Origin of the sequence: Streptomyces sp. NPDC046909 (assembly GCF_040644695.1) — a bacterium.
Taxonomy (GTDB): Bacteria; Actinomycetota; Actinomycetes; order Streptomycetales; family Streptomycetaceae; genus Streptomyces.
Genome location: NZ_JBEYXC010000021.1, coordinates 125,004 through 151,547 on the forward strand (window position 1 = coordinate 125,004; position 26,544 = coordinate 151,547).

The 26,544-nt window shown below is 71.0% G+C and carries 22 protein-coding genes; 13 read left to right on the forward strand and 9 right to left on the reverse strand.

What is annotated here, in order from left to right; genetic code table 11:
- Nucleotides 1-121: 121 nt before the first annotated feature.
- The 3 genes from ABZ928_RS45680 to ABZ928_RS45690 all read left to right on the forward strand — a co-directional run bounded on the left by ABZ928_RS45680 (nucleotide 122) and on the right by ABZ928_RS45690 (nucleotide 2,186).
- Entirely contained in the window at nucleotides 122-676 is a 555-nt protein-coding gene (locus ABZ928_RS45680; protein ID WP_361533337.1) for a hypothetical protein, read from the forward strand.
- Nucleotides 677-735: 59 nt separating this feature from the next.
- A complete protein-coding gene (locus ABZ928_RS45685) occupies nucleotides 736-1,317 on the forward strand; it encodes a TetR/AcrR family transcriptional regulator (protein WP_361533340.1) in 582 nt (193 codons plus the stop codon).
- 77 nt (nucleotides 1,318-1,394) lie between these two features.
- Complete coding sequence (locus tag ABZ928_RS45690) at nucleotides 1,395-2,186, forward strand: glucose 1-dehydrogenase (RefSeq protein WP_361533343.1); 792 nt, start codon at nucleotides 1,395-1,397, stop codon at nucleotides 2,184-2,186.
- 52 nt (nucleotides 2,187-2,238) lie between these two features.
- On the opposite strand, the gene ABZ928_RS45695 is transcribed toward ABZ928_RS45690, so the two are convergent.
- Entirely contained in the window at nucleotides 2,239-3,168 is a 930-nt protein-coding gene (locus tag ABZ928_RS45695) for an oxidoreductase (RefSeq protein ID WP_361533346.1), read from the reverse strand.
- Between the two features lie 229 nt (nucleotides 3,169-3,397).
- On the opposite strand from ABZ928_RS45695, the gene ABZ928_RS45700 reads away from it, so the two are divergent.
- Together ABZ928_RS45700 and ABZ928_RS45705 are read left to right on the forward strand one after the other, a co-directional pair.
- Nucleotides 3,398-4,558: an alkaline phosphatase PhoX gene (locus tag ABZ928_RS45700; protein WP_361533349.1), complete on the forward strand. Its 1,161-nt coding sequence runs from the start codon at nucleotides 3,398-3,400 to the stop codon at nucleotides 4,556-4,558.
- A 93-nt stretch (nucleotides 4,559-4,651) separates the two neighbouring features.
- Entirely contained in the window at nucleotides 4,652-5,101 is a 450-nt protein-coding gene (locus ABZ928_RS45705) for an excalibur calcium-binding domain-containing protein (RefSeq protein WP_361533352.1), read from the forward strand.
- A 49-nt stretch (nucleotides 5,102-5,150) separates the two neighbouring features.
- Here ABZ928_RS45705 and ABZ928_RS45710 read toward each other — a convergent pair whose 3' ends face one another.
- Nucleotides 5,151-5,996: an MOSC domain-containing protein gene (locus ABZ928_RS45710; protein WP_361533355.1), complete on the reverse strand. Its 846-nt coding sequence runs from the start codon at nucleotides 5,994-5,996 to the stop codon at nucleotides 5,151-5,153.
- A 176-nt stretch (nucleotides 5,997-6,172) separates the two neighbouring features.
- Here ABZ928_RS45710 and ABZ928_RS45715 point away from each other — a divergent pair, with 176 nt between their 5' ends.
- Nucleotides 6,173-6,553, forward strand: coding sequence for an excalibur calcium-binding domain-containing protein (locus ABZ928_RS45715; protein WP_361533358.1), 381 nt, complete (start codon nucleotides 6,173-6,175; stop codon nucleotides 6,551-6,553).
- A 143-nt stretch (nucleotides 6,554-6,696) separates the two neighbouring features.
- Here the strand turns inward: ABZ928_RS45715 and ppdK are convergent, their stop codons facing one another.
- On the reverse strand, nucleotides 6,697-9,510 hold the full coding sequence (gene ppdK / locus ABZ928_RS45720) for a pyruvate, phosphate dikinase (protein WP_361533361.1): 2,814 nt from the start codon (nucleotides 9,508-9,510) through the stop codon (nucleotides 6,697-6,699).
- A 313-nt stretch (nucleotides 9,511-9,823) separates the two neighbouring features.
- Nucleotides 9,824-11,020 (reverse strand): ROK family protein, encoded by a 1,197-nt coding sequence (locus ABZ928_RS45725; protein WP_361533364.1) that lies wholly within the window; start codon nucleotides 11,018-11,020, stop codon nucleotides 9,824-9,826.
- 120 nt (nucleotides 11,021-11,140) lie between these two features.
- Here ABZ928_RS45725 and ABZ928_RS45730 point away from each other — a divergent pair, with 120 nt between their 5' ends.
- The 3 genes from ABZ928_RS45730 (at nucleotide 11,141) to ABZ928_RS45740 (ending at nucleotide 16,516) form a co-directional block, all read left to right on the forward strand.
- Nucleotides 11,141-12,655 carry a hypothetical protein gene (locus ABZ928_RS45730; protein ID WP_361533367.1) on the forward strand — a complete coding sequence of 505 codons (1,515 nt, stop codon included), beginning with the start codon at nucleotides 11,141-11,143 and terminating at the stop codon, nucleotides 12,653-12,655.
- Nucleotides 12,652-14,595 (forward strand): glycogen debranching N-terminal domain-containing protein, encoded by a 1,944-nt coding sequence (locus ABZ928_RS45735; protein WP_361533370.1) that lies wholly within the window; start codon nucleotides 12,652-12,654, stop codon nucleotides 14,593-14,595. Before ABZ928_RS45730 ends, ABZ928_RS45735 begins: the two co-directional genes overlap by 4 nt.
- Nucleotides 14,596-14,860: 265 nt before the next feature.
- Nucleotides 14,861-16,516, forward strand: a complete 1,656-nt coding sequence (locus ABZ928_RS45740) for a CDP-alcohol phosphatidyltransferase (protein WP_361533510.1) — start codon at nucleotides 14,861-14,863, stop codon at nucleotides 16,514-16,516.
- A 3-nt stretch (nucleotides 16,517-16,519) separates the two neighbouring features.
- Here the strand turns inward: ABZ928_RS45740 and ABZ928_RS45745 are convergent, their stop codons facing one another.
- Nucleotides 16,520-17,047, reverse strand: coding sequence for a hypothetical protein (locus ABZ928_RS45745; protein ID WP_361533373.1), 528 nt, complete (start codon nucleotides 17,045-17,047; stop codon nucleotides 16,520-16,522).
- Between the two features lie 43 nt (nucleotides 17,048-17,090).
- On the reverse strand, nucleotides 17,091-18,224 hold the full coding sequence (gene dusB, locus ABZ928_RS45750) for a tRNA dihydrouridine synthase DusB (protein WP_361533376.1): 1,134 nt from the start codon (nucleotides 18,222-18,224) through the stop codon (nucleotides 17,091-17,093).
- An 80-nt stretch (nucleotides 18,225-18,304) separates the two neighbouring features.
- On the opposite strand from dusB, the gene ABZ928_RS45755 reads away from it, so the two are divergent.
- Complete coding sequence (locus ABZ928_RS45755; RefSeq protein WP_361533378.1) at nucleotides 18,305-19,750, forward strand: MFS transporter; 1,446 nt, start codon at nucleotides 18,305-18,307, stop codon at nucleotides 19,748-19,750.
- On the opposite strand, the gene ABZ928_RS45760 is transcribed toward ABZ928_RS45755, so the two are convergent.
- The gene (locus tag ABZ928_RS45760) at nucleotides 19,740-20,696 is read right to left on the reverse strand and encodes a helix-turn-helix transcriptional regulator (RefSeq protein WP_361533513.1); all 957 of its coding nucleotides are present in this window, start codon (nucleotides 20,694-20,696) and stop codon (nucleotides 19,740-19,742) included. The genes ABZ928_RS45755 and ABZ928_RS45760 overlap by 11 nt on opposite strands.
- A gap of 119 nt (nucleotides 20,697-20,815) precedes the next feature.
- Here ABZ928_RS45760 and ABZ928_RS45765 point away from each other — a divergent pair, with 119 nt between their 5' ends.
- On the forward strand, nucleotides 20,816-22,234 hold the full coding sequence (locus tag ABZ928_RS45765) for an MFS transporter (RefSeq protein WP_361533515.1): 1,419 nt from the start codon (nucleotides 20,816-20,818) through the stop codon (nucleotides 22,232-22,234).
- On the opposite strand, the gene ABZ928_RS45770 is transcribed toward ABZ928_RS45765, so the two are convergent.
- Entirely contained in the window at nucleotides 22,231-23,292 is a 1,062-nt protein-coding gene (locus tag ABZ928_RS45770) for a hypothetical protein (RefSeq protein WP_361533380.1), read from the reverse strand. The genes ABZ928_RS45765 and ABZ928_RS45770 overlap by 4 nt on opposite strands.
- Nucleotides 23,293-23,547: 255 nt before the next feature.
- A complete protein-coding gene (locus tag ABZ928_RS45775) occupies nucleotides 23,548-23,766 on the reverse strand; it encodes a hypothetical protein (protein WP_361533382.1) in 219 nt (72 codons plus the stop codon).
- Between the two features lie 164 nt (nucleotides 23,767-23,930).
- Between ABZ928_RS45775 and ABZ928_RS45780 the strand changes: the two genes are divergently transcribed.
- Both ABZ928_RS45780 and grpE read left to right on the forward strand, forming a co-directional pair.
- Nucleotides 23,931-25,682, forward strand: a complete 1,752-nt coding sequence (locus tag ABZ928_RS45780; RefSeq protein WP_361533385.1) for a dynamin family protein — start codon at nucleotides 23,931-23,933, stop codon at nucleotides 25,680-25,682.
- The gene (gene grpE / locus ABZ928_RS45785; protein ID WP_361533387.1) at nucleotides 25,679-26,521 is read left to right on the forward strand and encodes a nucleotide exchange factor GrpE; all 843 of its coding nucleotides are present in this window, start codon (nucleotides 25,679-25,681) and stop codon (nucleotides 26,519-26,521) included. The genes ABZ928_RS45780 and grpE overlap by 4 nt, the downstream gene beginning before the upstream one ends.
- Nucleotides 26,522-26,544: the final 23 nt, after the last annotated feature.

Consider the following 26,544-nt stretch of genomic DNA (forward strand, 5'->3'; position numbering starts at 1 on the left):
GCAGGTGACGCACTCCTCGCGCGCCCTCTCGGCCCCCGTACGCCCGCAACCACGCCACGCGGCCCAGTGTCCCTCACGGCATCGGCCGCGCACGCCAGGTGGCGGCCGAGGACATCGGGGGATGACCATGAACAGCTCGCGCTTCCCGGCCCGTTCCGGACGTGCTCGACGTATCACCGCTCTCGGCCTCACGGCCCTGTTCGTCGCGGCGACGGCCGCCACGACGACGGCGTGCGGCGCGGACCGCGCGGACGGCGCCAAGTCCGCCCCGAAGGCGGCCACTTCATCGGCTCCGGCCGAGGGCAAGGGCAAGGGCCTCAAGGACGTGGAGGGCAAGGCGTACGGCTACAACCCGTACGCCTGGGCGACCCGCAGCAAGAGCACGATCGGGATCTACGGCATCGTCCTGCACGGCCAGAGCTTCACGGTCGGCGGCCAGGTGAAGCTGGTCCTCTTCAAGGACGGGGGCGTCCCCGGGGTGCCGGTCTGGTACCGGACGACCACCGCGCGCTCCGCCTCCGGACGCCACGGCGGCGGCTTCGACGTGACGACGGGGAAGCTGGACTGCACCGCGTACTACCCGGGCCGGGCGGCGAACTCCACGCTGATGGCGCTCGACGTCACGACGAACACGTGGTCCAACAAGGTGCGGGTGGCGACGGACTGCGAGTCGTGAGGTCTCACCGAGTGGCCTTTACTTGACTGATCGTTCTGGAAATATCTAGGCTGCGGTACGTGGCCAGGACCAAGGAGTTCGATCCGGAGGCCGCGCTGCAGGCAGCCCTTGAGCTGTTCTGGCGGCGCGGCTACGAGGCGACGTCGATGTCCGACCTCGTCGAGCACCTCGGCATCGGCCGCGCCAGCATCTACGCGACCTTCGGCAACAAGCACGAGCTGTACCTCAAGGCGCTGGAGCGCTATCAGGAGCGGCTCCCGGACCTGCTGGGCGAACTGTCCCAGCCGGGCCCGGTCCTGCCCGCCGTACGCGCGCTCGTACGGCGGTACGCGGACGAGGCCGCCGCCGAACACCTGCGCCTGAACGGCTGTTTCATCACCAACACCGCCGCCGAGCTCGCCCCGCACGACCCCGCCGCCGCCCGGCAGGTCGAGCGGAACTGGGACCACGTGGAGACGGTCCTGCACTCGGCGCTGACCCGGGCGCGGGCCCAGGGCGAGCTCGGCGAGGACCGCGACCCACTCACTCTCGCGCGCATGCTGCTGGTGCTGCTCCAGGGCCTCAAGGTGGTCGGGAAGGCGTCACCGGATCCGGCACGGGTGCGGGACGCGGCGGAGCAGGCGCTGGCGTTGCTGGGGTGAGGGAGTGAGGGCGGCCGCGTCGGGTGCTTTTTATTTGGCGCGATACTGAACCGTTCGGTCAAGAATAAGGGGAGATCATGACCAGCAGGACACGTTTCTCGGACAGGACCCGCTTCACGGGCAGGACCGCTCTCGTCACCGGCGCGGGCTCGGGGATAGGCCGGACGATCGCCCTCGCCCTCGCCGCCGAGGGGGCGCAGGTCGTCGTGGCGGGACGCCGTCGGGAACCGCTCGACGAGACGGTCCGGCTGGTGGAGGAGGCGGGGGGCGGCAAGGCGCTGGCGGTGACCGCCGACGTCACAAGTGCCGCCGATGTCGAGGCACTTGTCGCCGCCGCCGTAGACCGCTTCGGCTCCCTCGACGTAGCCGTCAACAACGCGGGCGTCTTCCGGGGCGGAGCCCCCCTCGCCGAGCTGTCGGAGGACGACTGGCAGACACAGCTGGACATCAACGTCACGGGTGTCTTCCTGGCCCTCCGGGCGGAGATCCGCCAGATGCGGACCCAGCCGACCGGCGGCGCGATCGTCAACATCGCCTCCACCTTCGGCGCCCACACCCGCCACCCGGGCGCCGCCGCCTACTCCGCCACCAAGGCCGCCGTCTCCGTCCTCACCAGGGGCGCCGCCCTCGACCACATCCGCGACGGCGTCCGTATCAACGCCGTCAGCCCCGGAGCCGTCGAGACACCGATGTCCCTGCGCCCCGGCGAGACCACCACCGACCGCGCCGAACGAGCCGCCGCCACCCTCCCCCTGGGCCGCATCTCCACCACCTCGGAGATCGCCGCCGCCGTCCTCTACCTGACCTCGGACGACGCGTCCTCGGTGGTGGGCACGGACCTGGTGGTGGACAGCGGGGCGACGGCCTGAGCGGGGCGCCCCACCGTCGGCAATGGCTGGTGGTCGTCGGCGAGGCCCCGCGTCACACCTTCAGCGCGTCGTACGACACTCCCGTCAGCGCTTCCGACGCGGCCCACAGCAGCTCCCCCGCACGGTCGTTCCGGGTCCACGGCGCCCGCCAGGACGGCCCCGGCGATCCCCGGTAGCCCCCGAGCGAGGGGCCGGTGAAGGAGTCGGGGGCGATGTCGGGAGCGGTGGCGGCGTAGAGGGTGGGGAGGGCGCCGGTGTCCGGGGACTGGGCGAAGAACCTGTTGCCGACGGCCATGAAGCGTTCGGTGAGGCGGCGGCCGGCCATGCGGGGGCCTACGGATTGGAGGTTGGTCGCCGCGTATCCGGGGTGGGCGGCCGCCGCGGTGACGTCGGAGCCGTGGGTGGCGAGCCTGCGGGAGAGTTCATGGGTGAAGAGGAGGTTCGCCGTCTTGGAACGGGCGTAGGCGATCCAACGGTGGTACCTGCGTTCACTGTTGAGGTCGTCGATGTCGATGTTGGCCATCGCGTGGGCCCCGCTGGCGACCGTGACCACCCGGGCCCCCGGAGTGTCCAGGAGCACCGGCAGCAGCAGTCCCGTGAGCGCGAAGTGCCCGAGGTGGTTCACCCCGAACTGCGTCTCGAAGCCGTCCGCCGTCGTGCCGTACGGCAGGGCCATCACGCCCGCGTTGTTGATCAGCAGGTCGAGACGGTCGTACGGCAGGGTCCGCACGAACTCCCGTACCGATGCCAGGTCTCCGAGGTCCAGCCGCAGCAACTCCACCTCCGCGCCCGGCACTTCGGTGACGAGCCGGTCCCCCGCCTCCGTGCCGCGCGCCCCGCTCCGGCAGGCGAGCACCACCCGGGCGCCGCCGCGCGCCAGTTCGCGCGCGGTGACGTAGCCGATGCCGCTGTTGGCTCCGGTGACGACGGCTGTGCGGCCGTGCTGGTCGGGGATGTCCTTCTCGTTCCAGCCGGAGGTCATGACCGGGCTCCTTCCCGCCACGTCGGCGCAGCCACCGTTTTTTTTCGGCGCAGCCGCCCTTTCGGCGCAGCCGCCCTTTCGGCACCTTCCGCCAGCCTGCTCCCGATGCGGCCCGCCGTCGAGTTCACGACCTGTCCATGACATGTCCATCGGGTTCCTCTAAGTTCCCCTCGCACGCCCCCGCCCCCCGACCGGGTGGCGGGACGGTCACCGCACCCTTGGAGCGACAGTGGAACGTCGTACCTTCCTCCGTGCGACCGCCATCGGCGGCACCACCGCCGTCCTCGGCGGCACCCTGTGGCGCGGCGCCGCCTACGCCGCCCCGGCCCAGCCCGGCACCGGCCCCTACGGGGCGCTCGGCTCGGCCGACGCCAATGGCATCGCACTCCCGTCCGGCTTCACCAGCAGGGTCATCGCCCGCTCGGGCCAGACGGTCACGGGAACGTCGTACACCTGGCACAACGCGCCCGACGGCGGGGCCTGCTACGCGGACGGCACGGGCTGGATCTATGTCTCCAACTCGGAGATCAACCCGTCCGGCGGCACGAGCGCGGTGAGGTTCTCGTCCTCGGGCACGATCACCTCGGCGTACCGCATCCTGTCCGGGACCCGGCAGAACTGCGCGGGTGGCAGAACGCCGTGGAACACCTGGCTGTCCTGCGAGGAGGTGTCGCTCGGCTACGTCTACGAGACGGACCCGTGGGGTGTGAACGCGGCAGTGCAGCGGCCGGCGATGGGCCGCTTCAAGCACGAGGCGGCGGCCGCCGACCCGGTCCGCCAAGTCATCTACCTGACCGAGGACGAGACGAACGGCCGCTTCTACCGCTTCATCCCCACGACTTGGGGCAACCTGTCCTCCGGCACCCTCCAGGTCCTCGTCGCCGGCTCCGCCACGTCCGGCTCCTTCACCTGGACCACGATCCCCGACCCGGACGGCTCCCCCACCACCACCCGCACCCAGGTCTCCGGCTCCAAGTCCTTCAACGGCGGCGAGGGTTGCCACTACGCCAACGACACCGTCTGGTTCACGACCAAGGGCGACAACCGCGTCTGGCAGCTCAACCTGACCTCGAACACCTACGAGTTGGCCTACGACGACTCCCTGGTGACATCGGGCACGGCTCCCCTCACCGGCGTCGACAACATCACCGGCACCTCCTCCGGCGACCTCTTCGTCGCCGAGGACGGCGGCAACATGGAGATCTGCCTGATCACCCCGGACGACGTCGTCGCCCCGTTCCTGCGGATCAGCGGCCAGTCCTCCTCGGAGATCACGGGCCCGGCCTTCTCGCCCGACGGCACCCGGCTGTACTTCTCCAGCCAGCGGGGGACGACGGGGAGTTCATCGGGCGGTATCACGTATGAGGTGACGGGGCCGTTCCGGTCGTAGGCGAGTGACGATCACAATTTGAGCACTCAACCTCCACATCTAAGGGCACAGCAATACGGTCATCCCCTCACGTAACACCTCTGGGGGGACACCATGACCAACCCGTACACCGCGCCGCCCGCCGCTTCCGGCCCCGCCCCCAAGTGGGCCCGGAAGCGGTACGTCCTGCCCGCCCTCGGTCTCGCCCTCTTCATCGGGGTCGGCATAGGAGCGAACGGTGAGGACACGAAGACCGACGCCAAGACCGTCTCGGCGAAGCCGCGGCCGACGGTCACCGTGACGGCCACGGCAACGGTCTCCGCCGAGGCGGTGGCCGATCCCGAGCCCGCCGAGACAGTGACCGCCACGGAGACCGTCAAGGTCACGAAGACGGTCACCGCGGAACCGGCGGCGGAGGAGGACGACTCCGACAGCGGCGCCGACGTCTATTACGCCAATTGCAGCGAGGCCCGGGCCGCGGGTGCCGCTCCCATCTACCGGGGCGAGCCGGGTTACGCGTCGCATCTGGACCGGGACAACGACGGGGTGGCGTGCGACAGTTGACGGCTCAGGCGCCTCAGGTCGGTCGGACGGGCCAGACCGGCCGGTCGGGTCAGACGAGTGTGACCGGGGCACCGACCCGCACCGCGCCCGGCTCCAGGACCTCCAGGTAGACGCCGACGCACGACAGGCGCCCCAAGTCGAGGACGGGGATGCGGTGTTCGCGGGCGACCGTGCGCATGAGGGCGGGGTCGGCCGGGAGTTCGGCGTGGGCGAGGGTGGGGACCACGCAACGGGGGGTCGGTACGAGGACGCGGAAGAGCGCGTCGCCGATGCGCAGGTTCCCGCCGACCCAGGCGTCCTCGGGGAAGCCGGTCCCGCCGCCCGGTACATCGACGACCAGGTTGGGACGGAAGCGGCGGGCGTCGAAGTCCCCGGCGGGATAGGCGGACCGAAGGCTGCCCAGGGTCGCCGTGGTGACCAGATGAACCGTGCCGAAGTCGAAGAAGGTACCCGGCCGAACCGCGCCGGAGGTGATCGCCGTACCCGTGGCATCGGTGACGGCCGAGGCGCGCGCGTGGTCGGGGGCTCCACCGTCATACTCGGGCACAGCCCGCTCCAGCAAGCCCCCTTCCCCCTCCCCCGGGGTCTGTGACACCCGCACATCACGGCCCAGCAGCTTGGAGAGACGGGTGTCCAACTCGGGATCCCCGGCGGAGAGAACGCCCCCGTCAGGCAGCTCGACGACGACGGACCCATCGCGGTCGAATCGACCACGACAGCGCAGCAACTCCCCCCACTTGCGCGGGTGTTTGGCACTCCCGACGGCCCCGGCACCGTCGAGGACGGCAGCCACCCGATCCCCCCGCAGCCCGCGCTCCGTCACCTCCACGACGGTGAGCGCCTCGCCGAGCATGGACTTGACGGGGTAGCGGTAGAGGGCCGCGACAGTTTCCATGACCCCATCATCCAGACCGCAACTCCACGCCGTACGACCGAACTTGAACACTCACCGTGCGCTTCCGTCCGATCACATCACGTTCGCGTCACGGCTTCTTCACGCCACCTCCACCACCGCGGTCCCCCACTACCTTCGGGCACCTCTTGTCATCACGACCCCCATAAGGATCCGCCGTGAACCTGCTCCGCAAGCCCGGCGCCATCGTCGTCGCCGCGCTGGCCCTCGCCGTCCTCCCCTCGGCCGCCGAGGCCCACGACGGCAGCCACCCGTTCGTCAACTGCACGGACGCCTACGAGAACGGCTACGCCAACATCCCCAAGGGCGACGAGCACTACGGCACCCACCTGGACCGCGACGGCGACGGCATCGGCTGCGACAACCCACCCGCGGGCTTCGAACCCGCCCCGGACACCGCCGCCGAGCAACCGGACAACGACCTCGCAAAAACCGGCCCCACCGACAACACCCCGTACTTCGCAGCCGCAGGCATGTCCGTCCTCCTCGCCGGCACGGCCCTGACGGTGGCGATGAACCGCCGGCGCGCGAACCAGTGAGCGCACACCGAAGGGGCGGCACCCCCGCACAGGGTGCCGCCCCTTCTTGGTGATCCGGAGCCGCCGCCCATCGGTGTTGAGGGTCGGGGACGGACGACGACTCCGGCGTTTTCGGTGGATCAGCTCGGTGAATCAGCGGTGGGTCAGCGGTGGTCGCTGCCCGTCGACTCCGAGGCCGCGCGGCCCGCTTCGAGGCGGGCGACCGGGATGCGGAACGGGGAGCAGGAGACGTAGTCGAGGCCTACCTCGTGGAAGAAGTGGACCGATTCCGGGTCGCCGCCGTGTTCGCCGCAGACGCCGAGCTTGAGGTCGGGGCGGGTCTTGCGGCCCGCCTCGGCTGCCAGCCTGACCAGGGAGCCGACGCCGTCCTTGTCGATCGTCTCGAACGGGGACACCCCGAAGATGCCCTTCTCCAGGTACGCCGTGAAGAAGCTGGCCTCGACGTCGTCCCGGCTGAAGCCCCACACCGTCTGGGTGAGGTCGTTCGTGCCGAAGCTGAAGAACTCCGCCGCCTCGGCGATCTGGCCCGCCGTCAGCGCCGCGCGCGGCAGCTCGATCATCGTGCCGATCGCCAGCTTGAGCTTGGTGCCGGTCGCCGCCTCGACCTCCGCGATGACCTGGTCGGCCTCCTCGCGGACGATCTCCAGCTCCTGGACCGTGCCGACGAGCGGGATCATGATCTCGGCGCGCGGGTCCGCCTTCGCGTTCTTGCGCTCGGCGGCGGCCTCGGCGATCGCACGGACCTGCATCGTGAACAGGCCGGGGATCACCAGACCCAGACGCACTCCTCGCAGGCCCAGCATCGGGTTCTGCTCGTGGAGGCGGTGGACGGCCTGGAGCAGCCGCAGCTCGTTCTCGTGCGGCTCCTGACGGGATTCGGCGAGGGCCACGCGGACCGACAGCTCGGTGATGTCCGGCAGGAACTCGTGCAGCGGCGGGTCCAGGAGACGGATCGTCACCGGGAGGCCGTCCATCGCCGAGAACAGCTCGACGAAGTCCTGCTTCTGGAGCGGGAGGAGCTCCTTCAGGCTCTCCTCGCGCTCCGCCTCCGTGTCGGCCAGGATCAGGCGTTCCACCAGCTCACGGCGGTCGCCCAGGAACATGTGCTCCGTGCGGCACAGGCCGATGCCCTGCGCGCCGAAGCGGCGGGCGCGCAGCGCGTCCTCGGCGTTGTCCGCGTTCGCGCGGACCCGCAGGCGGCGCTTGCGGTCGGCGAAGGCCATGATCCGGTGCACGGCCTCGACCAGCTCGTCGGCGTCCTGGGCGCCCGCGTGCATGCGGCCCTCGAAGTACTCCACGACCGGGGAGGGGACCACGGGCACCTCGCCGAGGTACACCTTGCCGCTCGACCCGTCGATGGAGATGACGTCGCCCTCCTCCACCACATGACCGCCCGGGACGGTCATCCGGCGGCGCTTGGTGTCGACCTCCAGCTCCTCCGCACCGCAGACACAGGTCTTGCCCATGCCGCGCGCGACCACGGCCGCGTGGGACGTCTTGCCGCCGCGCGAGGTCAGGATGCCCTCGGCCGCGATCATGCCGTCGAGGTCGTCGGGGTTGGTCTCCCGGCGGACCAGGATGACCTTCTCGCCCGAACGCGACCACTTCACCGCGGTGTACGAGTCGAAGACCGCCTTGCCGACCGCCGCACCCGGCGAGGCCGCGATGCCCCGGCCGATCTGCTCGACCTTGGCGTCCTCGTCGAACTTGGGGAACATCAGCTGGGCGAGCTGGGCACCGGTGACGCGCTGGAGCGCCTCGGCCTCGTCGATCAGGCCCTGGTCGACCAGCTGGGTCGCGATGCGGAAGGCGGCACCGGCCGTCCGCTTGCCCACCCGCGTCTGGAGCATCCACAGCTGACCGCGCTCGATGGTGAACTCGATGTCGCAGAGGTCCTTGTAGTGGTTCTCCAGCGTCTCCATGATCTGCATCAGCTGGTCGTACGACTTCTTGTCGATCGACTCCAGCTCCGCGAGCGGGACCGTGTTGCGGATACCCGCGACGACGTCCTCGCCCTGGGCGTTCTGGAGGTAGTCGCCGTAGACGCCCTGGTGGCCGCTGGCGGGGTCGCGGGTGAAGGCGACGCCCGTGCCCGAGTCGGGACCCAGGTTGCCGAAGACCATCGAACAGACGTTGACGGCCGTCCCCAGGTCACCCGGGATGCGCTCCTGGCGGCGGTAGAGCTTCGCGCGGTCGGTGTTCCAGGAGTTGAAGACCGCCTCGATGGCGAGGTCCATCTGCTCGCGCGGGTCCTGCGGGAAGTCCCGGCCGGCCTCGGCCTTGACGATCCGCTTGAACTTGGTGACGAGCTTCTTGAGGTCGGCCGCCTCCAGGTCCGTGTCGACCGTGACCTTCTTGGCGTCCTTCGCGGCGTCCAGCGCCTCCTCGAAGAGCTCGCCGTCGACGCCGAGGACCGTCTTGCCGAACATCTGGATGAGGCGGCGGTAGGAGTCCCAGGCGAACCGCTCGTCGCCCGCCTGCTCGGCGAGGCCCTTCACCGACTTGTCGGAGAGGCCGATGTTCAGGACCGTGTCCATCATGCCGGGCATGGAGAACTTGGCACCCGAGCGGACCGAGACGAGGAGCGGGTCGTCGGCCTGGCCGAGCTTCTTGCCCATCCGCGTCTCCAGGGCGTCGAGGTGCGCACTCACCTCGTCACGCAGTGCCACCGGCTCCGCGCCGCTCTCCAGGTAGACCTTGCAGGCTTCCGTCGTGATGGTGAAGCCGGGGGGAACGGGGAGTCCCAGGTTGGTCATCTCGGCGAGGTTCGCGCCCTTGCCACCCAGGAGGTCCTTGAGGTCCTTGTTTCCCTCGGTGAAGTCGTAAACGAACTTCGTTCCGTGGGTCTCTACGTTTTCCGACACGGTTCTCGACTCCCTCGAGGACGCGGTGGCTGCCCTGACGACGGGGAACATACCCAGATCGAAGGCGCCTGGGGAGGTCCACCTGCGCGTCATGCGCCTGTAACCACCCGTCCGCCAGTGGATCGAAAGTCAAAGCTTGGCAAGCAACCAAGCGCTTATGTGTTCACTTCTTGAACACAGGAACCCTCAAACCCCGAAGATTTCGCTCATCTGAGCACCATTTCGCACGCCTGATTTCGATCGATGAACGATCAAGGGGTGGCACCCAGTGCCACCCCTTTCAGAAGTGCAGTCGCCCAAGATCCGCTCATCTGAGCGTAACCCTTATCAAGGGTGGCGAGAATCACGCTGCCACAGACGCCCGGATTTCACCATGCGGACCGGTATTCGGACCGAAACATGCCGGTCATACGCCGAGCGCGGCGAGCCGTTCCTCGGCCCGCTCGGGTGCGTACAGGTACTCGACGACCAGCGCACCCGCCCCCACCAGCCCGGCCCGCTCCCCGAGCCGCGAGGTCACGACGTCCAGATGAGCGGTGGAGCGCGGCAGCGCCCGCTGGTACAGGAGCTCCCGCACTCCCGTGAGGAAGGGGGTTCCGGCCAAATCCCCGGCGATCATCAGCACCCCGGGGTTCAGCAGCGTCACGACGGTCGCGAGCACGTCCCCGACCTGCCGCCCCGCGTCCCGGGCGAGCGCGGCCGCCTCCGGATGCCCGGAGGTCAGCAGATCCCGCACATCCGAGCCCGAGGCCGCGGGCACCCCGGTCTCGGCCAGCTGCCGCGCGACGGCGCCACCGCTGGCGACGGCGGCGAGACAGCCGTACGACCCGCACCGGCACAGCGCCTCCGCGCCCACCCGGATGTGCCCGATGTCCCCGGCACCCCCGTCGATGCCCCGGTAGATCGAGCCGCCGACGACCACACCGGCACCGATACCGGTCGACACCTTGACCAGGACGAACGCCGAGCAGTCGGCGTAGGACGTGCGCTGTTCGCCGTACGCCATGAGGTTCGCGTCGTTGTCGACGAGGACCGGGACGCCGGTCGCCCCGGTGTGCTCGGCGAAGGAACGGGTGAGGTGGCCTCTTATGTCGTAGCCGTCCCAGCCCGGCATCATCGGCGGCTGGACCACGCGGCCGCTGTCGCTGTCGACGGGCCCGGGCACCGCGAGGCCGATCCCGCAGACCTCGCCGGCCCGATGACCGGCCTTTTCCAGCAGTTCGGCGAACCACCGCCCCAGCTCCCCGAGGACCGCGTCCGGCCCGTCCTCGATGACGAGGGTGCCGCTGTGCTCGGCGAGGAGTTCGCCGGTGAGGGAGAGAACGGCCGCGCGGGCGTGCCGGGTGTCGAGGTCGGCGGCGAGGACGACGGCATGGGCGTCGTCGAACTCCAGGGTGATCGAGGGCCGCCCGCCGAGCGGGGAGTCCACCGGACCGCCCGCGCCCTCGCGCAGCCAGCCCGCGCGGAAGAGCCGGTCCAGGCGCTGGCCGACGGTGGCGCGGGAGAGGCCGGTGGCCTGCTGGAGGGCGCCCCGGGTCGTGGCGCGTCCGCTTCGCACCAGTTCGAGCAGATCGCCGGCGCTGGCCTGAGTACGACCACTCATGCGCACCCCCTTGTGTTTCTCAAGCTTGCATTACATATTGAGTTTTGCGTGTTAAATAGACGTAACTCTACGGTGGCCTCGACCGAACCGGTCAGGCCGAACGTCTTCGGGGAGCCCCGAGTGGATCGCACTGCCCAGCTGACCTCCCGTACCACGCGGCAGCCTTTCGTATACGAACCGGACGTCTCGACACATTCTCTGCACGTCAGGGCTGCCGAGGTACTGGAGGCCAATTGGACCGGCACCTCCACAGTGCCCTCGCGCAGCCTGTATCCGCACCAGTGGTCCTGGGACTCGGCGTTCATCGCGATCGGACAGCGGCACCTCTCGCCGCTTCGGGCCCAGACGGAACTGGAGACACTGCTCGCCGCCCAGTGGGGCGACGGGCGGATCCCGCACATCGTCTTCAACCCCTCCGTCCCGCTCGACGCGTACTTCCCGAGCCCCGACTTCTGGCGCTCCTCGACCGCGGGGCGCGCTGCGGGCGCTCCGCGCACCGTACAGACCTCGGGCATCGTGCAGCCACCGGTCCACGCGCTGGCCGTGTGGCTGGTGCACTGCGCGGACCCGGGTCTGTCACGGGCGCGCGGCTTCCTCACCCGGATGTATCCCCGCCTGGCGGCCTGGCACCGCTATCTGCTGCACCGGCGGGACCTGGGCGGGGGCGGCCTCGCGTCCGTCGTGCACCCGTGGGAGCAGGGGATGGACAACAGCCCCTGCTGGGACGCGCCCCTCGGCCGGATCACACCCGCTCCCGCCCGCTCCTTCCGGCGCGCGGACCTCGACCACGGGGCGGCGGAGGACCGGCCGACGGATCTGGACTACGGGCGGTACGTGCGGCTGGCGACGGACTACAGGGACGGGGAGTACAGGGACGGGCTGGGTGGGAGACAAGGGGCCGGCCGGGGGGACTTCGCCGTGGAGGACCCCTCCTTCAACGCCCTGCTCATCGCCTCCGAACACGCCCTCGCCCGGATCGCCCAGGAACTGGGCGCCACCGGCACGGCCCGGCACGCGCGCGCGGAACGACTGACGGCGGCACTGATCGACCGGCTGTGGGACCCGACGGAGGGCATGTTCTTCTGCCGGGATCTGCGGGGCGGGAGCCTGCGGGATGGGGACCTTCGGGACGGGGACCTGCGGGGCGGGAGCCTGTCGGGTGGAGCCCTTCGGGGCAGGGACCTGCGGGGCAGCGGCCCGCGGGGCAGCGGTCTGATCCCCGAGCGGTCCGTCTCCGGTCTCGTGCCGCTGCTCCTGCCGACGCTCCCCCGGCACATCGTCGAGGCCCTCGTCCGCACGGCCGCCTCGAAGCACTTCGGCCTGGGCGGCTCGACCCGCCTGGTGCCCAGCTACGACCTGCTCGGCGAGGCCTTCGACCCGCACCGCTACTGGCGGGGACCGGCCTGGTTCAACACCAGCTGGCTGCTGGAGCGCGGCCTGCGCACCCATGGCGAGCGGGGCCGCGCCGACGCGCTGCGCCGGGCCGTCCTGGACGTCGCGGACACCTCCGGGTTCGCCGAGTACGTCGACCCGTACACCGGCGAGGCCTGCGGGGCGACCGGCTTCGGCTGGACCGCCGCGCTCACGCTCGACCTGCTGCACAGCAACACCTTCAAGGGAGGGGACCAGGAATGACGGACCGGCATCATCTGCTCGTGCACGGCGGGACGTTCGCGGCCGTGGGCGACGGCGGGGACATCAGCGGGGTGCGGGGCGCCAACTCCCCTTCCCCGGAAGGGTTATTCGTACGGGACGCCCGGCATCTGAGCCGCTGGCAGCTGACGGTCGACGGCGCCGTGCCCGAGGCCCTCACCCCGGTCGCCGACGGCGACACCGCACGCTGTGTCCTCGTCCCGCGCGGCGGCCGCCAGGAGCCGCCCGCGTACACGGTCTTCCGCGAACAGGCCGTGGGCGACGGCTCGTTCGTCGAATCCCTGCGCGTCACCAGCAACCGCCCCGTCCCCACCACGATCCGCCTCGCGGTCACCGCCGACGCCGACTTCACGGACCAGTTCGAACTCCGCTCCGACTACCGCACGTACGCGAAAATAGGGGCCACCCGCACCCGCGAAATCCTGGACGCGGGCGTCGAGTTCGCGTACCAGCGCGGTGAATGGCGTTCCTGTACGACGGTGACGGCCGAGCCCGCTCCGGACGGCGTCGAGGAGACGGGCACCGGGGCGCGGCGCCTGGTCTGGACGCTGGAGCTGGAGCCGCACGGCACGGCCGAGCTGATGCTCCGGGTGATGGCCCGGCCGCACGGCGACAAGCGGACGTTGCGGGTACCGCAGTCACCGGCCGCGCTCAACGACCAACTGCTGCGCATGGAAGGCGAGTTCGTGGAGGGCGTCGCCTTCCCGACCGGCTGGCCCGAACTGGCCGCCGCGTGTGCCCGGGGGCTCTCCGACCTGGCCTCGCTCCAGGTACCGGCCACCGGCCTGGACGGCGAGGAGGTGCGGGTGCCGGCGGCGGGGGCGCCCTGGTTCCTGACCCTGCTGGGCCGCGACGCGCTGCTCACCTCCCTGTTCGCCCTCCCCTACCGCCCCCAACTCGCCGCCGCCACCCTCCCCGCCCTCGCCGCGACCCAGGCGACCGAGACCAGCGCGGACTCGGTGTCCCAGCCCGGCAAGATCGTGCACGAGGTACGGCACGGGGAGCTGGCGCACTTCGGACAGGTGCCGTACGGGCGGTACTACGGCTCGGTGGACGCGACACCGTTGTTCCTGGTGCTGCTCGGGGCGTACGTCGAGCAGACCGGGGATGTCTCGCTGGCCCGGCGTCTCGAACCCAACGCTCGTGCCGCGATCGGCTGGATGCTGGACCACGGCGGGCTGACCTCGCGCGGCTACCTCGTGTACCGCGCCGACCAGGGCGGGCTCGCCAACCAGAACTGGAAGGACTCCCCCGGCGCGATCTGCTGGGCCGACGGCACGCGCGCGACCGGGGCCGTCACGGCGGCCGGGGCGCAGGGATACGCCTACGACGCTCTGCGCCGGACCGCTCAACTGGCCCGCACCGTATGGGAGGACGAGGTCTACGCCGCGCTCCTGGAACAGGCGGCCGGGGATCTCCGGGACCGGTTCCAGCGGGACTTCTGGATGCGGGACCTTTCCTTCCCCGCGCTGGCCCTGGACGGCGAGGGGCGGCAAGTGGACGCGCTGGCCTCGGACGCCGGGCATCTGCTGTGGTCGGGGCTGCTGGACAAGGAGTACGGGGAGGCCGTCGGGCGGCGGCTGCTGGGGCCGGACTTCTTCTCCGGGTGGGGGGTCCGGACGGTGGCGGCCGGACAGGGGGCGTATCACCCGTTGTCGTACCACCGGGGGTCGGTGTGGCCGCATGACAACGCGTTGATCGCGTTGGGGCTGGCGCGGTACGGGCTGCATGACGAGGCTCGGGTGGTGGCGCATGCGTTGGTGGACGCGGCGACGGCTACGGGGCATCGGCTGCCGGAGGTTCTCGCGGGGTACGGGCGGGAGACGCATGGGGAGCCGGTGCCGTATCCGCATGCGTGTGTGCGGGAGTCTCGCTCCGCGGCGGCTCCTCTTGCGTTGCTGACCGCGGTCGGGGGTGCGTAGGAAGGTCGCATGGCGGGTGCGGGTCCGCCGTGGCTTGTCGCGCCCACGCGGCGGAGCCGCAAATCGATACAGCCCCGCGCCCCTTAGGTAGGTGCAGTTGACCTTGGTCAGGTGTTTGCTGCCTGTTTGCCCTGTGCTGTGAACGGCCCCTGAGTGCTGGCCGTACGGGAATGCGGCGGGTCCGAGACCCCATATCGGATCCGCCTACCTACCTAGTCCCGTACGGAAGGACCCTCGGGTGGCTGTCATCCTGCGCGCTCGGCAAGTGCCGGAGGCGTCCGTGCCGCGTTCGCGGCCGCCGTATGTTCGGTGGGCGGTGACGGTTCTTGCCGCGCTGCTCGTGCTCGGGGCGTTGTTGCTGCCCAATGTGCTGGGGGCGTTGAAGCCGAACCGGTTCACGCGGATTCCTGTCGAGGCGATTCTCGGGGCGGGGGTGGCGTTGTGGTTGCCTCGGCGGCCCCGGGTCGTGGTGGCGGTGGTGTCCGGGGTGGGGCTCGGGGTGCTGACCGTGCTGAATGTGCTGGACATGGGTTTCCGCGAGTATCTGGGGCGGGGGTTCAACCTCGTCCTTGACTGGGAGTTGCTGGACGACGCCCAGTCGTATGTCGCGGACTCGATGGGCGGGACGTTCGCGGTGCTGGCCGCGATCGGGGCGGTTGTGCTGGTGCTGGCGCTGGTGGGGGTCATGGCGCTGGCGATGGTGCGGCTGAGCAATCTGCTGGCCGCCCATCGGCCCGTGGCCGCGCGGGGCACGCTGATCGCGGCCATGGCGTGGATCCTCTGTTACGCGCTCTCGTTGCAGATCGGCGGGATGCCCATCGCCTCGGACCGGGCCGCCGACGCGCTGAAGATGCAGGCGCGGCGGGTGGTGGACACGGTCCGGGACGAGGCGGCGTTCGCGAAGGAGGCGAAGGCGGACCGCTTCGGGGCGACGCCGGGTGCGGAGCTGGTGCCGGATCTGCGGGGCAAGGACGTCATCTTCACGTTCATCGAGAGCTATGGGCGCAGCGCGGTCGAGGACCCGATCATGGCGCCGGGGGTGGACTCGACGCTGGCAACGCGGACGGAAGCGCTCGCGAAGGCGGGGTTCCATGCCAAGAGCGGGTGGCTGACGTCGGCGACGTACGGGGGCAGCAGCTGGCTGGGGCACTCCACGTTCCTGTCGGGGCTGTGGATCGACAACCAGCAGCGGTACCGCACGGTGACCTCGGGCGATCATCTGTCGCTCACCAAGGCGTTCCAGAAGACCGGCGCCTGGGACACGGTCGGGGTGATGCCGGGGATCCAGAAGGGCTGGCCCGAGGCGAAGTACTACGGTCTCGACAAGGTCTACAACGCCTTCCAACTCGGCTATCAGGGGCCGAAGTTCAGCTGGTCCACGATGCCAGACCAGTACGCCCTCGAAGCCTTCCAGCGGCTCGTCCACGGCAAGAAGCGCGACAAGCCGCTGATGTCGGAGGTCATCCTCACGTCGAGCCACCAGCCGTGGGCGCCGATCCCGAAGCTGGTGGGCTGGGACCAGTTGGGCGACGGGTCGGTCTTCGACGCGATCCAGAAGGCCGGCAACAAGCCCGGTGACATCGTCACCAGCTCCACCAAGTCCCGTGAGGAGTACGGCAAGTCGATCCAGTACTCGGTGACCGCCCTCACCCAGTGGCTGGAGCGCTACGGCACCGACGACACCGTCCTCGTCTTCCTCGGCGACCACCAGCCCATCGCCCGCGTCAGCGGCGACCACGCCAGCCGTGACGTCCCCGTCTCGATCGTGGCGAAGGACCCGAAGGTGCTGGACAAGATCGCCGACTGGAACTGGACCGACGGCCTCAAGCCCGCCCACAACGCCCCGGTCTGGAAGATGAGTTCCTTCCGCGACCGCTTCCTGACGGCGTACGGCTCGACACCGCATCCGTCGAAGGGCTGAGGGTCATGGGGCCTTCATCGCCGCACGCGCTGTCTCGACGAACCGCTCCAGAACGCGCGCGAACTCCTGGTGCCCCTCATCGAAAGCCGCCCGCGCCTCCGGCTCCCCGCGGGAGATCCGCCACAGCACCCGATTGGTGTCCGCGACGACCCGCAGCACGGCCTCTGCCGACTCCGCGGGCCCGACCGGTCCTTCCAGGACGACGACCCTGACGCTACGCATCAGCGGGTCGAAGGCACCTCGGAGTTCCGTCCGCAGATCCTGCACACGCGTCGCCCGCCGCTCGGGGTCGACGAGTTGGTCCAGGTCGAAGGCGGTCTGCCAGTACAGCTCGCCGACGACATGCGCCTGCTCCATGAACTCCAGATAGGCGGCCCGCCGCAATTCGCGTACGCGCCCCCGGAGTTGTGCCTCTGCAGACGCCTCCGCCTGCGCCCTCGCAGCCCGGACGTTCCCCAGGTTGGTCACCCAGCTCGCCAACACCGCCGTAGCGCCGGTGAAGGCCGCGATCCACACCGCGCCGTCCCCCACGCCACTCAGTGTGCGGCGGCCCCACCCCGCTGTCGATGCCGCCTCAGCCCCCGGAGGTGTCCAGTTCCGCGTCCTCGCTCACGCCCGCGCAGTCGTACGGGTCCTTCAGCCAGCCGTCGGGCAGGACGACCCTGTTGTTGCCCGACGTACGGCCGCGGGGGCCGTCCGCGCCGGTCGGCCAGGGCTGGTCGAGGTCCAACTCGTCGAGGCCGGAGCGGAGTTCCTCCAGGGAGGAGGTGATGGCGAGGCGCTTGCGCATCTCCGAGCCGACCGCGAAGCCCTTGAGGTACCAGGCGACGTGCTTGCGGAAGTCGATGACGCCGCGGGCCTCGTCGCCGATCCACTCGCCGAGCAACGTGGCGTGGCGGACCATGACGTCAGCCACCTCGCGGAGCGACGGGCGGGCGATGTCTTCGGTGCGGCCCTCGAACGCCGCCACCAGGTCCGCGAACAGCCACGGCCGGCCCAGGCAGCCACGCCCCACGACCACTCCGTCGCAGCCCGTCTCGCGCACCATCCGCAGCGCGTCCTCCGCCGACCAGATGTCGCCGTTGCCGAGGACGGGGATCTCGGGGACGTGCTCCTTGAGGCGGGCGATGGCGTCCCAGTCCGCGGTGCCGCCGTAGTGCTGGGCGGCGGTGCGGCCGTGCAGGGCGATCGCCGTGACGCCCTCCTCGACCGCGATCCGGCCCGCGTCGAGGAACGTGATGTGGTCGTCGTCGATGCCCTTGCGCATCTTCATCGTGACCGGCAGGTCCCCGGCCCCGCTCACCGCCTCGCGCAGGATCGCGCGCAGCAGGTTCCGCTTGTACGGCAGCGCCGAGCCGCCGCCCTTGCGGGTCACCTTCGGGACCGGGCAGCCGAAGTTCAGGTCGATGTGGTCGGCGAGGCCCTCCTCCGCGATCATGCGGACGGCCTTGCCGACGGTCGCCGGGTCGACGCCGTACAGCTGGATCGAGCGCGGCTTCTCGGTCGCGTCGAAGTGGATCAGCTGCATGGTCTTCTCGTTGCGCTCGACCAGCGCCCGCGTCGTGATCATCTCGCTGACGAACAGCCCTTTGCCGCCGCTGAATTCCCTGCACAGGGTGCGGAAGGGCGCGTTGGTGATCCCGGCCATGGGGGCCAGGACGACGGGGGGCTGGACGGTGTGCGGGCCGATCTGCAACGACGTGGACATCCGCCCATTGTCACCCATCGATGACGTACACCACAGTCATTAGTTAGACGCACTATCGAATTGAGCGTACGCTGGACCGCATGCCCGAGCTCAGCCCTCGCCGACGGCTCCTCGTCCTCGCGATCTGCTGCATGAGCCTGCTGATCGTGAGCCTCGACAACACCGTCCTCAATGTCGCCCTGCCGTCCATGCAGCACGACCTCGACGCGAGTACGTCGGGGCTGCAATGGACCATCGACGCCTACACGCTCGTCCTGGCGTCCCTGCTGATGCTGGCCGGCTCCACCGCCGACCGGATCGGCCGCAAGCGCGTCTTCGCCGCCGGTCTGGTGATCTTCACGATCGGCTCGGTGCTGTGCTCCCTCGCCCCGAACCTGGAGGCGCTGGTCGCCTTCCGCATGGTGCAGGCGGTGGGCGGCTCCATGCTCAACCCGGTCGCCATGTCGATCATCACCAACACCTTCACGGACCCGCGCGAACGCGCCCGCGCCATCGGTGCGTGGGGTGCGGTCGTGGGCATATCCCTGGCCGCCGGGCCGGTGGTCGGCGGGCTGCTCGTGGACTCCGTCGGCTGGCGCTCGATCTTCTGGCTCAACCTGCCGGTCGGGCTGACCGCCCTGCTGCTCACCCTGCGGTACGTCCCCGAGTCCCGGGCCCCCAAGGCGCGCCGCCCCGACCCGGTCGGGCAGGTGCTGGTGATCGCGCTGTTCGGCTCACTGACGTACGCGATCATCGAGGCGCCGAACTCCGGGTTCGCCTCGGTGCTGCCCTTCGCGGCACTGGCCGTGGCCGCGCTGGTGGGGCTGCTGGCCTATGAGCCCCGGCGGGCCGAGCCCCTGATCGATCTGCGGTTCTTCCGCTCGGCGCCGTTCAGCGGGGCGACGGTGATAGCGATCGCCGCGTTCGCCTCGCTGGGCGGGTTCCTGTTCCTGTCGACGCTGTATCTCCAGAACGTCCGGGGGCTCGACGCGCTGCACGCCGGGCTGTGGATGCTGCCGCTGGCGGCGCCGGCGTTCCTGTGCGCGCCGCTGTCGGGGCGGCTGGTGGGGGCGCGGGGGCCGCGGCTGCCGCTGCTGATCGCGGGGGTCGCGATGACGGTGAGCGGGGTGCTGTTCGCGGCGTTCGACGCGGAGACCTCCGATGTCACGCTGCTGATCGGGTATGTGCTGTTCGGGATCGGGTTCGGGTTCGTGAACGCGCCGATCACGAACACGGCGGTGTCGGGGATGCCGCGGACGCAGGCGGGGGTCGCCGCGGCCGTCGCCTCCACGAGTCGGCAGTTGGGGCAGACGCTCGGGGTCGCTGTGGTGGGGGCGGTGCTGGTGGCCGGCGTGGGGGCGTCGTCTTACAAGGCCTCGTTCGTTTCCGCCGCTGTGCCTGCGTGGTGGGTCATCGCCGGGTGTGGGGCTGTGGTGCTGGTGTTGGGGGCGCTCACCAGTGGGCGGTGGGCTCGGCGTACTGCTGAGCGGACTGCTTCGCGGTTGGAGGCGGTTGAGGTGCGCGAAGCGGCGGGAGTCAGCACGTAGTTTGGCGGCTACCGGTCTTCTGTGGCTGGTCGCGCCCACGCGGCGGTAGCCGCACATTCGATTCAGCCCCGCGCCCCTGGCTGGGTCTCGCCAGGGCAATCTTGTGAAGTTGCTCCAATCTCTCCCTCGACTCCTCGTCCGCCGGTGTGTACGTCACCATCCTCGGGCCCAGGTCCGGGCCCAGCCAGAGGTCGGTGTGGATGAGGGAGAGCCTGCCTACGTGGGCGTTGCGGAACTCCTTCTGCTTGGAGCGGTGGGAGACGACCTCGTGGCGGTCCCAGGCCTCGCAGAATTCCGGGGACTCGGCGCGGAGGCGCTTGAGGAGCATCTTCCAGGCGGGCTCGGCGAGGTGGTTGGCCATGGCGGCGCGGAGGCGGGCGGCCATGAGGCGGCGGGTCTCCTCCAGGTGCACGATCGACTCGGCCCACTCCTGGTTGGTGTAGCAGAGGACCATGCAGTTGCGGTCCTCGGGCGGGATCGCCTCCAGGTCGCAGAGGAGGAGGGCGTAGGTGCGGTTGTAGGCGAGGATGTCGTAGCGGCTGTTCTGCACGCAGGCCGGGATCGGCTCCATCTGTTCGAGGAGCTGGCGCAGTGCGGGGGTGACCGAGGGGCAGCTGGTGGCCGGGGTCGGGTCGGCGGCGCCGGCGAGCTGGAAGAGGTGGGCGCGTTCGCTCGGGTCGAGGAGCAGGGTGCGGGCGAGGGCGTCCAGGACCTGCACGGAGACCTGGATGTCGCGGGCCTGCTCCAGCCAGGTGTACCAGGTGACGCCGACCGCGGAGAGATGGGCGACCTCCTCGCGCCGCAGTCCGGGCGTACGGCGCCGGGGGCCGCGGGGCAGGCCGACCTGCTCGGGGGTGATGTGCTCACGGCGGTGGCGCAGGAAGGCGGCGAGTTCGTGCCGCCGGATGTCCGCCGCGGGGGCCGTCACCGTCTCCTGGACCGTCATCGTCATGCCTCCAGCGTGCCGCCGTACGGACCCTGTTTCCAGGTACTCCTTCTACCAGGATAAAGAGACTCTGGTACCAGTCTCCGGAAAAGCGGAGGCTGGTCTCCGTGACCACCGACATCACCACCTCACACCAGGTCCGCACGGCGAGCGCGCCACCCGTGCTCCGCGGCCTCGGACTCTTCACCGTGCTGCTCGGCGCGGCACTCCCCCTCATCGACTTCTTCATCGTCAACGTCGCCCTGCCCACCATCGCGCGGGACCTCTCGGCGAGCGAGTCGGTCCTCGAACTCGTCATCTCCGGCTACGGACTGGCGTACGCCGTCCTGCTGGTCCTCGGCGGGCGGCTCGGCGATCTCTTCGGCCGCCGCCGGCTCTTCCTCGGCGGCATGGCGGCCTTCGGTCTGACCTCCCTGGCCTGCGGGCTCGCGCCCACCGCGTGGACCCTGGTCGCGGCCCGGATCTTGCAGGGCGCGGCGTCCGCGGCGATGCTGCCGCAGGTGCTCGCCACGATCCAGGCGGCGACGTCCGGACCGCGGCGGGCCAAGGCGATGGGCCTGTACGGCGCCACGGCCGGCCTCTCGATGGTCGCGGGCCAGATCCTCGGCGGAGTCCTGGTCGCCGCCGACATCGCGGGCACCGGCTGGCGCTCGGTCTTCCTGGTGAACGTCCCCGTCGTCCTGGTGGGCCTGTTCCTCGCCGCCCGTGCGGTGCCCGAGACCCGCTCCCAGCACCCGGAGCCGGTGGACGGCCCCGGCACGGTCCTGCTCGCCGCGTCCCTGCTCGCGCTGCTGGCCCCGCTGACGGAGGGCCGCTCGGCGGGGTGGCCGCTGTGGACGTGGCTGTCGTTGGCGGCCTTCCCGTTCCTGGCGGCGGCGTTCTACGCGGTGGAGCGCGGGGCGGACCGGCGGGGCCGTACGCCGCTGGTGCCGCCGAGCCTCTTCCAACTGGTGTCCCTGCGGCGCGGGTTGGTGATGATCGTGCCGTTCTCCATCGGCTTCAGCGGCTTCATGTTCGTGATCGCGGTGGCGCTTCAGCGGGGCGCGGGCCTCGGCCCGGTCCGGGCGGGCCTTGCGCTCGCCCCGATGGCGGTCGTGTTCTTCTTCGTCTCGCTCGCCGGTCCCCGCCTGGTCGCGAAGTTCGGGACGCGCGTGGTGACCGCGGGCGCCGCGATCCAGGCGGTGGGCGTGGGCCTGATGGCGCTCGCCGCGTGGCGCTCCTGGCCCGACCTGGGTCTGGTGGAGCTGCTGCCGGGCGCGGCGATCGCGGGCGCGGGCCAGGCCCTCCAACTCCCCGTCATCTTCCGGATCGTGCTGTCCGAGGTACCGGCCGCGAGGGCGGGCGTGGGCAGCGGGGTCATGGTGACCACCCAGCAGTCCGCCCTGGCCCTGGGCGTGGCCACCCTCGGCACCCTCTTCCTCTCCCTGATCCCGGGGCTGGGCATGCGGGACGCCCTGGTGACGACCCTGCTGGTGCAACTGGCGGGCGTGGCCCTGACGGGGCTGCTCAGCCTGCGGCTGCCGCGGACGGTCGGCTAGGTCAGGCCCTGGCCGGGCTGGTCGTCGAAGTGGTCGTCGCCCTGGTCGTACGGATCGTCGTCGGAGGCGTAGTCGGAGGCGTAGTCGCCGTAGTCGTCGTCCGGGGCGTCCGAGATCTCCGCATCGTCCGAGGCGTTGACTGAATGCTGGATCTCGTGGACGCGATCGATGTAGAGGATCGTCTCCTGGCCGCCCGGCAGCATGACGTCGGCCACCATCCAGGTGTGGTCGAGCGTGTGATCGTCGGCCGCGAGGCCTGAGTGGGCATCGCTGTCACCGTCATCGCCGCCGCCTCCGCCGAGTGCGGCCAGCGCCTCCTCCACTCCCCAGGCGCCCGCGCCGATGGCGACGGCCGCCCCGGCCGCGGCGGCGAGGCCGCGGCCCCAGCAGGTGCGGTGGGCGGGCGGCTGGGAGCCCGGTGGGGTGGGGACGGAGTACGCCGGTACGAGGCCGCGTGATCCTCCCGAGCGCGGGACGTACACCCAACCGCGCGCCTGGAAGTCCTTCTCCGGCACGCTGGCGTCCATCGGGGCGAAGTGCTTGGCGGCGGGCTCCTCGCGGCGCTGGGCGAGGACGTCCCGGTAGAGGTCGTCGGTGACGGCCACGGCCAGGTCGCTGTCGGCCCGTCCGGCGAGCGCCGCCCGCAGCTGGGGCGAGTCCAGGACCCGGCAGGCGTGCACCACCGCGACGCCGGCGAAGCCCGTGGCGGCCTCGTACACCAGGCCCTGTGCCAGGGACGCGCGCAGTCTGATCCGGCCGCCGGGTCCCGGGTGCCGGTTGAGGCGGTGCAGCGCGGCGCGCAGCCCCCGCAGGGCGTTCGGCAGCGCGTGTCCCTCATCGATGCCCGGCGGCAGCACGAGCAGCTGGCCGTCCCCCTGGTCCTGCCGTGCGCAGCGGGCCGGGTCCACGTCGGCCAGCCGGCAGGCCTGCAACATGGTCCACAGCAGACGGTCCTGCACGTCGATGGCCGCGTCGGTCAGTCGCTTGCTGTATCCCTCGACGTCCACGACGAGACAGGTCCGGCGGACACCGGCGATCCGCAGTTCCCGAGTGGTCACGGCGGCCTCCCTTCGACTTGAGTGGAACGGGGCCCGGAGAAGTGCCCGGACTCCCTCGCGTGAGGGAGTCCGGCCGCCCGGGGCCGCCTACTCTCACGGTTGTGGGGAACGTCCGATCCCACGCACAGGGGGAGAGCCTGCGACCGTCCGTCCGGGCGACCGGAACACGGGGGGACGGGCGGTCCAGGACCGTGTGCGGTGCGGACACCGACGGCGGTGCGGGCACGGTCGGCGGTGCGGGCACGGTCGGGCGGTTCAGGAGAAGCCGTGGCCGAAGTCGCCGTCGCTGGTGGTGTCGTCGTAGCCGTCGCCGCTGTCGTGGTCGTCGAGGCCCGCGTCGTACGGGTCCGGTTCGTAGCCGTCCTCGCCGGCGACGAAGTCGGACACCGAGGTGTAACCGGTGCCGTCCGCGGCCTCGATGACGTCGTCCTCGGTCAACCGGCCCTCGTCCCAGGTCTGTTCGTCGTCGGTCATCCGTCCCCCTGTGGTCGCCGACATCATGGCGGCCCCGACGGCGGGCCGTCGAGCAAACCGCGGAAAACCAGCAGAGGACGGGTCGAGACGGGCACAATGGTCAGCCTTGTGTGATGGGTCTCACATCAAGGGCGCGCGAGGGCTGCGCGGAGGGGGAACGGCTCATGGGGGACACACGCGTCGAGGGCCGCGCCGAGGGCGCCGAGGACGAAATCGCCGCGGCCGCCGGGACGTTGCTGACCTGCGCCGACACGGCCGACGGCGGTGGCGCGGAGACGGAGCCGCTGGCCCGCGCGCTGCGGGACGCCGCCGGCGGCCTGGAGGACGCGCTGCGGCTCGCCGTCGCGGGGCAGATCAAGCGCGGCAAGTCCACTCTCGTCAACGCCCTGCTCGGCGAACGCGTGGCACTCACCGGACAGCTCGAACTCACCTACACGGTGAGTGAGTTGTACTACGCCGAGGACCGCATCGTGACCGTCCGCCATCGGGACGGCTCCGCCCGGACCCTGCCCGCCGAGGAGTTCCGGCGGATGACCGGACGCGACGAGACCGGGACCGGGGTGCTCGACGACGTGGCCCGCGTCGAGTACGGCATCCCCAACCGCCTGCTGCGCTCCTTCCGGCTCGCCGACACCCCCGGCCTGGGCAGTGTGCACGGCGTCGACTCCCAGAACACCCTCGACTTCCTGGGCATCTCCGCGTTCGCCGGGGACGCCGACCGGGAGGCGCTGGAGGCCGCCCTCGCGGCGTCGGGCCGTACCCCGCAGGACGTGCACAGCGACAGCGCGCGGGAGATCCGCGAGGCCGAGGCGGTGCTGTATCTCTTCGACCGCGGGCTGCACGAGCGGGACCGGGTGGGGGTACGGGAGTTCCTCGGCGGCGCGGACCACGGCCACACCCCGTTCAGCGCCTTCGGCGTGCTCAGCCGCGTCGACCAGCTCTGGCCGCCCGGCCCCGACCTCCCCGGCGACCCCGACCCGCTGACCTGGGACCCCATGGCGGAGTCCGAGAAGATCATCGAGCGCTACCTGGAACGCCCCGAAGTACGCTCCCTGTTCTTCACCATCGTCCCGGTCTCCGGCCTCCTCGGCGAAGGCGCCCGGCTGCTGGAGGCCGAGGAGATCGACCACCTCGACGACCTCCGCAAGACCGAACCACCCATCCTCGTACGGCGGTTGCGGGACGCCGGACGCTTCGCCCGCGCCGAGGCCCTCCCGGGCGTGGCCCTGCCCGCGGCGCGCCGCAGGGCGCTGGTCGACCGGCTCGGCATCTGGGGCATCCACCTCGCCTGCGGGCTGCTGCGGGACGGCGCGGACGAGGAGCGGCTGCGGCAGGGGCTGGTCGAGGCGAGCGGGGTGTCACGGCTGCGGGACATGATCGGCCGCCACTTCGGCAACCGCTACACCCTGATCAAACTGGACCACGGGCTGCGCCGGGCCGAGGGCGCGCTCGCCCGGCTGCGGCTGGACTCGGCGAACGCCGGGCATGCCGTACCGGCCCTGGCCGCCACCGTGGCCGCCGAGCTGGAGCGGCTGCGGGCGCGGGTCTCCGGCTTCGCCGAACTGGACGTCCTGGCCGCGCACTACCGCGGCGAACTCCGGCTGTCGCAGGACGAGACGGCTCAGCTGCGCCGCATCACCGGAGAGGACGGCACCTCGCTCCCCAGCCGGCTGGGCCTCCCCGCCGGGGCAACGCCACAGGAACTGCGCACCGCCGCACTGGCCGCCGTCCACGCCTGGTCCTTCCGCGAACAGGACCCGACCCTCGACCGCGCCTCGGTCCAGGCCGTACGAGCGGTACGCCGCAGCTGCGAACGCCTGCTGCACCGCGTCCAGGACCCGACTGACCGGCCCGGCCCACCGGGCTCGACGGAACCGGCCACGGCCGCAGCCGCCGGAGAGGTGCGTGCGCCATGACGGAACACACCGACCGACAGCACCCCTCCCAGCCCACGCCGACGAACACGCCGGAGACCGAGCGCCCGGGCCGGTCCTGGTGGCGGCCGAGGCGCCGCGACGACCGGGCGACGGCCGAGCAAGCGACCACGGCCGAGACCGAGTCGCGGGAGGCAGAGCGGACGGCGCGGGCCGAGACCGAGACACTCCGGGCGGCCGAGCAGGCGGCGCGGGCCGAGGCGGAGTCCCTGCGAGCCGCCGAACAGACGGCCAGGGCCGAAGCCGAATCACTGCAAGCTGCCGAACAGACCGCCAGGGCCGAAGCCGAGTCGCTGCGCGGCGAGTTGGCCGCACTCCGGCACCGACTCGACCACGCCCTGGCCGAGATCAAGAGCAACCAGACCGAACTCACCCTCCTGGAGCGGGAGTCGGCGCGCGCCGCCGAGGAGGTGGCTGAGTTGCGGGGCCGTCTCGACGCGCAGGCCGAGTCGGCGAGCCGGCTGCGGGCCTTGCAGGAGGCGGCGGACCGGCCGCCCCCGGTGGCGGCCGTGCTGGTGCGTATGGCGGACCAACTGGCCGATCTGCGCGCCTCGGTGGAGGCCGGCACCCTCGATGCCGCGACCCTGCTGCGCTGGCTGGACCGCCGCCTGCCCGAACTGCACGCCGAGGTCGGCATCGAGACCGTGGACGACGAGGGACCGCTCGACCTCACCCGGCACGAGGTACTGGAGACCCGGCCCGGCGGCGACGCGCCGCGCATCCTCAGCACCGTACGACCCGGCTACCGCTGGCGCGACCACGTGCTGCGTCCGCAGCAGGTCATCGCGGAAACGGGCGACGCCGAGGACCCGGCGACCTGAACACGAGAACCAGAGAGACACGA

Bases quoted from the DNA above. Each gene is read 5' to 3' on its own strand.
- ABZ928_RS45755 (WP_361533378.1), top strand. From the start codon at position 18,305: ATGCCCGAGCTCAGCCCTCGCCGACGGCTCCTCGTCCTCGCGATCTGC.
- ABZ928_RS45735 (WP_361533370.1), top strand. From the start codon at position 12,652: ATGACGGACCGGCATCATCTGCTCGTGCACGGCGGGACGTTCGCGGCC.
- ABZ928_RS45710 (WP_361533355.1), bottom strand. From the start codon at position 5,996: ATGGAAACTGTCGCGGCCCTCTACCGCTACCCCGTCAAGTCCATGCTC.
- ABZ928_RS45725 (WP_361533364.1), bottom strand. From the start codon at position 11,020: ATGAGTGGTCGTACTCAGGCCAGCGCCGGCGATCTGCTCGAACTGGTG.
- ABZ928_RS45760 (WP_361533513.1), bottom strand. From the start codon at position 20,696: ATGACGGTCCAGGAGACGGTGACGGCCCCCGCGGCGGACATCCGGCGG.
- ABZ928_RS45680 (WP_361533337.1), top strand. From the start codon at position 122: ATGACCATGAACAGCTCGCGCTTCCCGGCCCGTTCCGGACGTGCTCGA.
- ABZ928_RS45690 (WP_361533343.1), top strand. From the start codon at position 1,395: ATGACCAGCAGGACACGTTTCTCGGACAGGACCCGCTTCACGGGCAGG.
- ABZ928_RS45775 (WP_361533382.1), bottom strand. From the start codon at position 23,766: ATGACCGACGACGAACAGACCTGGGACGAGGGCCGGTTGACCGAGGAC.
- ppdK (WP_361533361.1), bottom strand. From the start codon at position 9,510: ATGACGCGCAGGTGGACCTCCCCAGGCGCCTTCGATCTGGGTATGTTC.
- dusB (WP_361533376.1), bottom strand. From the start codon at position 18,224: ATGTCCACGTCGTTGCAGATCGGCCCGCACACCGTCCAGCCCCCCGTC.
- grpE (WP_361533387.1), top strand. From the start codon at position 25,679: ATGACGGAACACACCGACCGACAGCACCCCTCCCAGCCCACGCCGACG.
- ABZ928_RS45780 (WP_361533385.1), top strand. From the start codon at position 23,931: ATGGGGGACACACGCGTCGAGGGCCGCGCCGAGGGCGCCGAGGACGAA.
- ABZ928_RS45705 (WP_361533352.1), top strand. From the start codon at position 4,652: ATGACCAACCCGTACACCGCGCCGCCCGCCGCTTCCGGCCCCGCCCCC.
- ABZ928_RS45695 (WP_361533346.1), bottom strand. From the start codon at position 3,168: ATGACCTCCGGCTGGAACGAGAAGGACATCCCCGACCAGCACGGCCGC.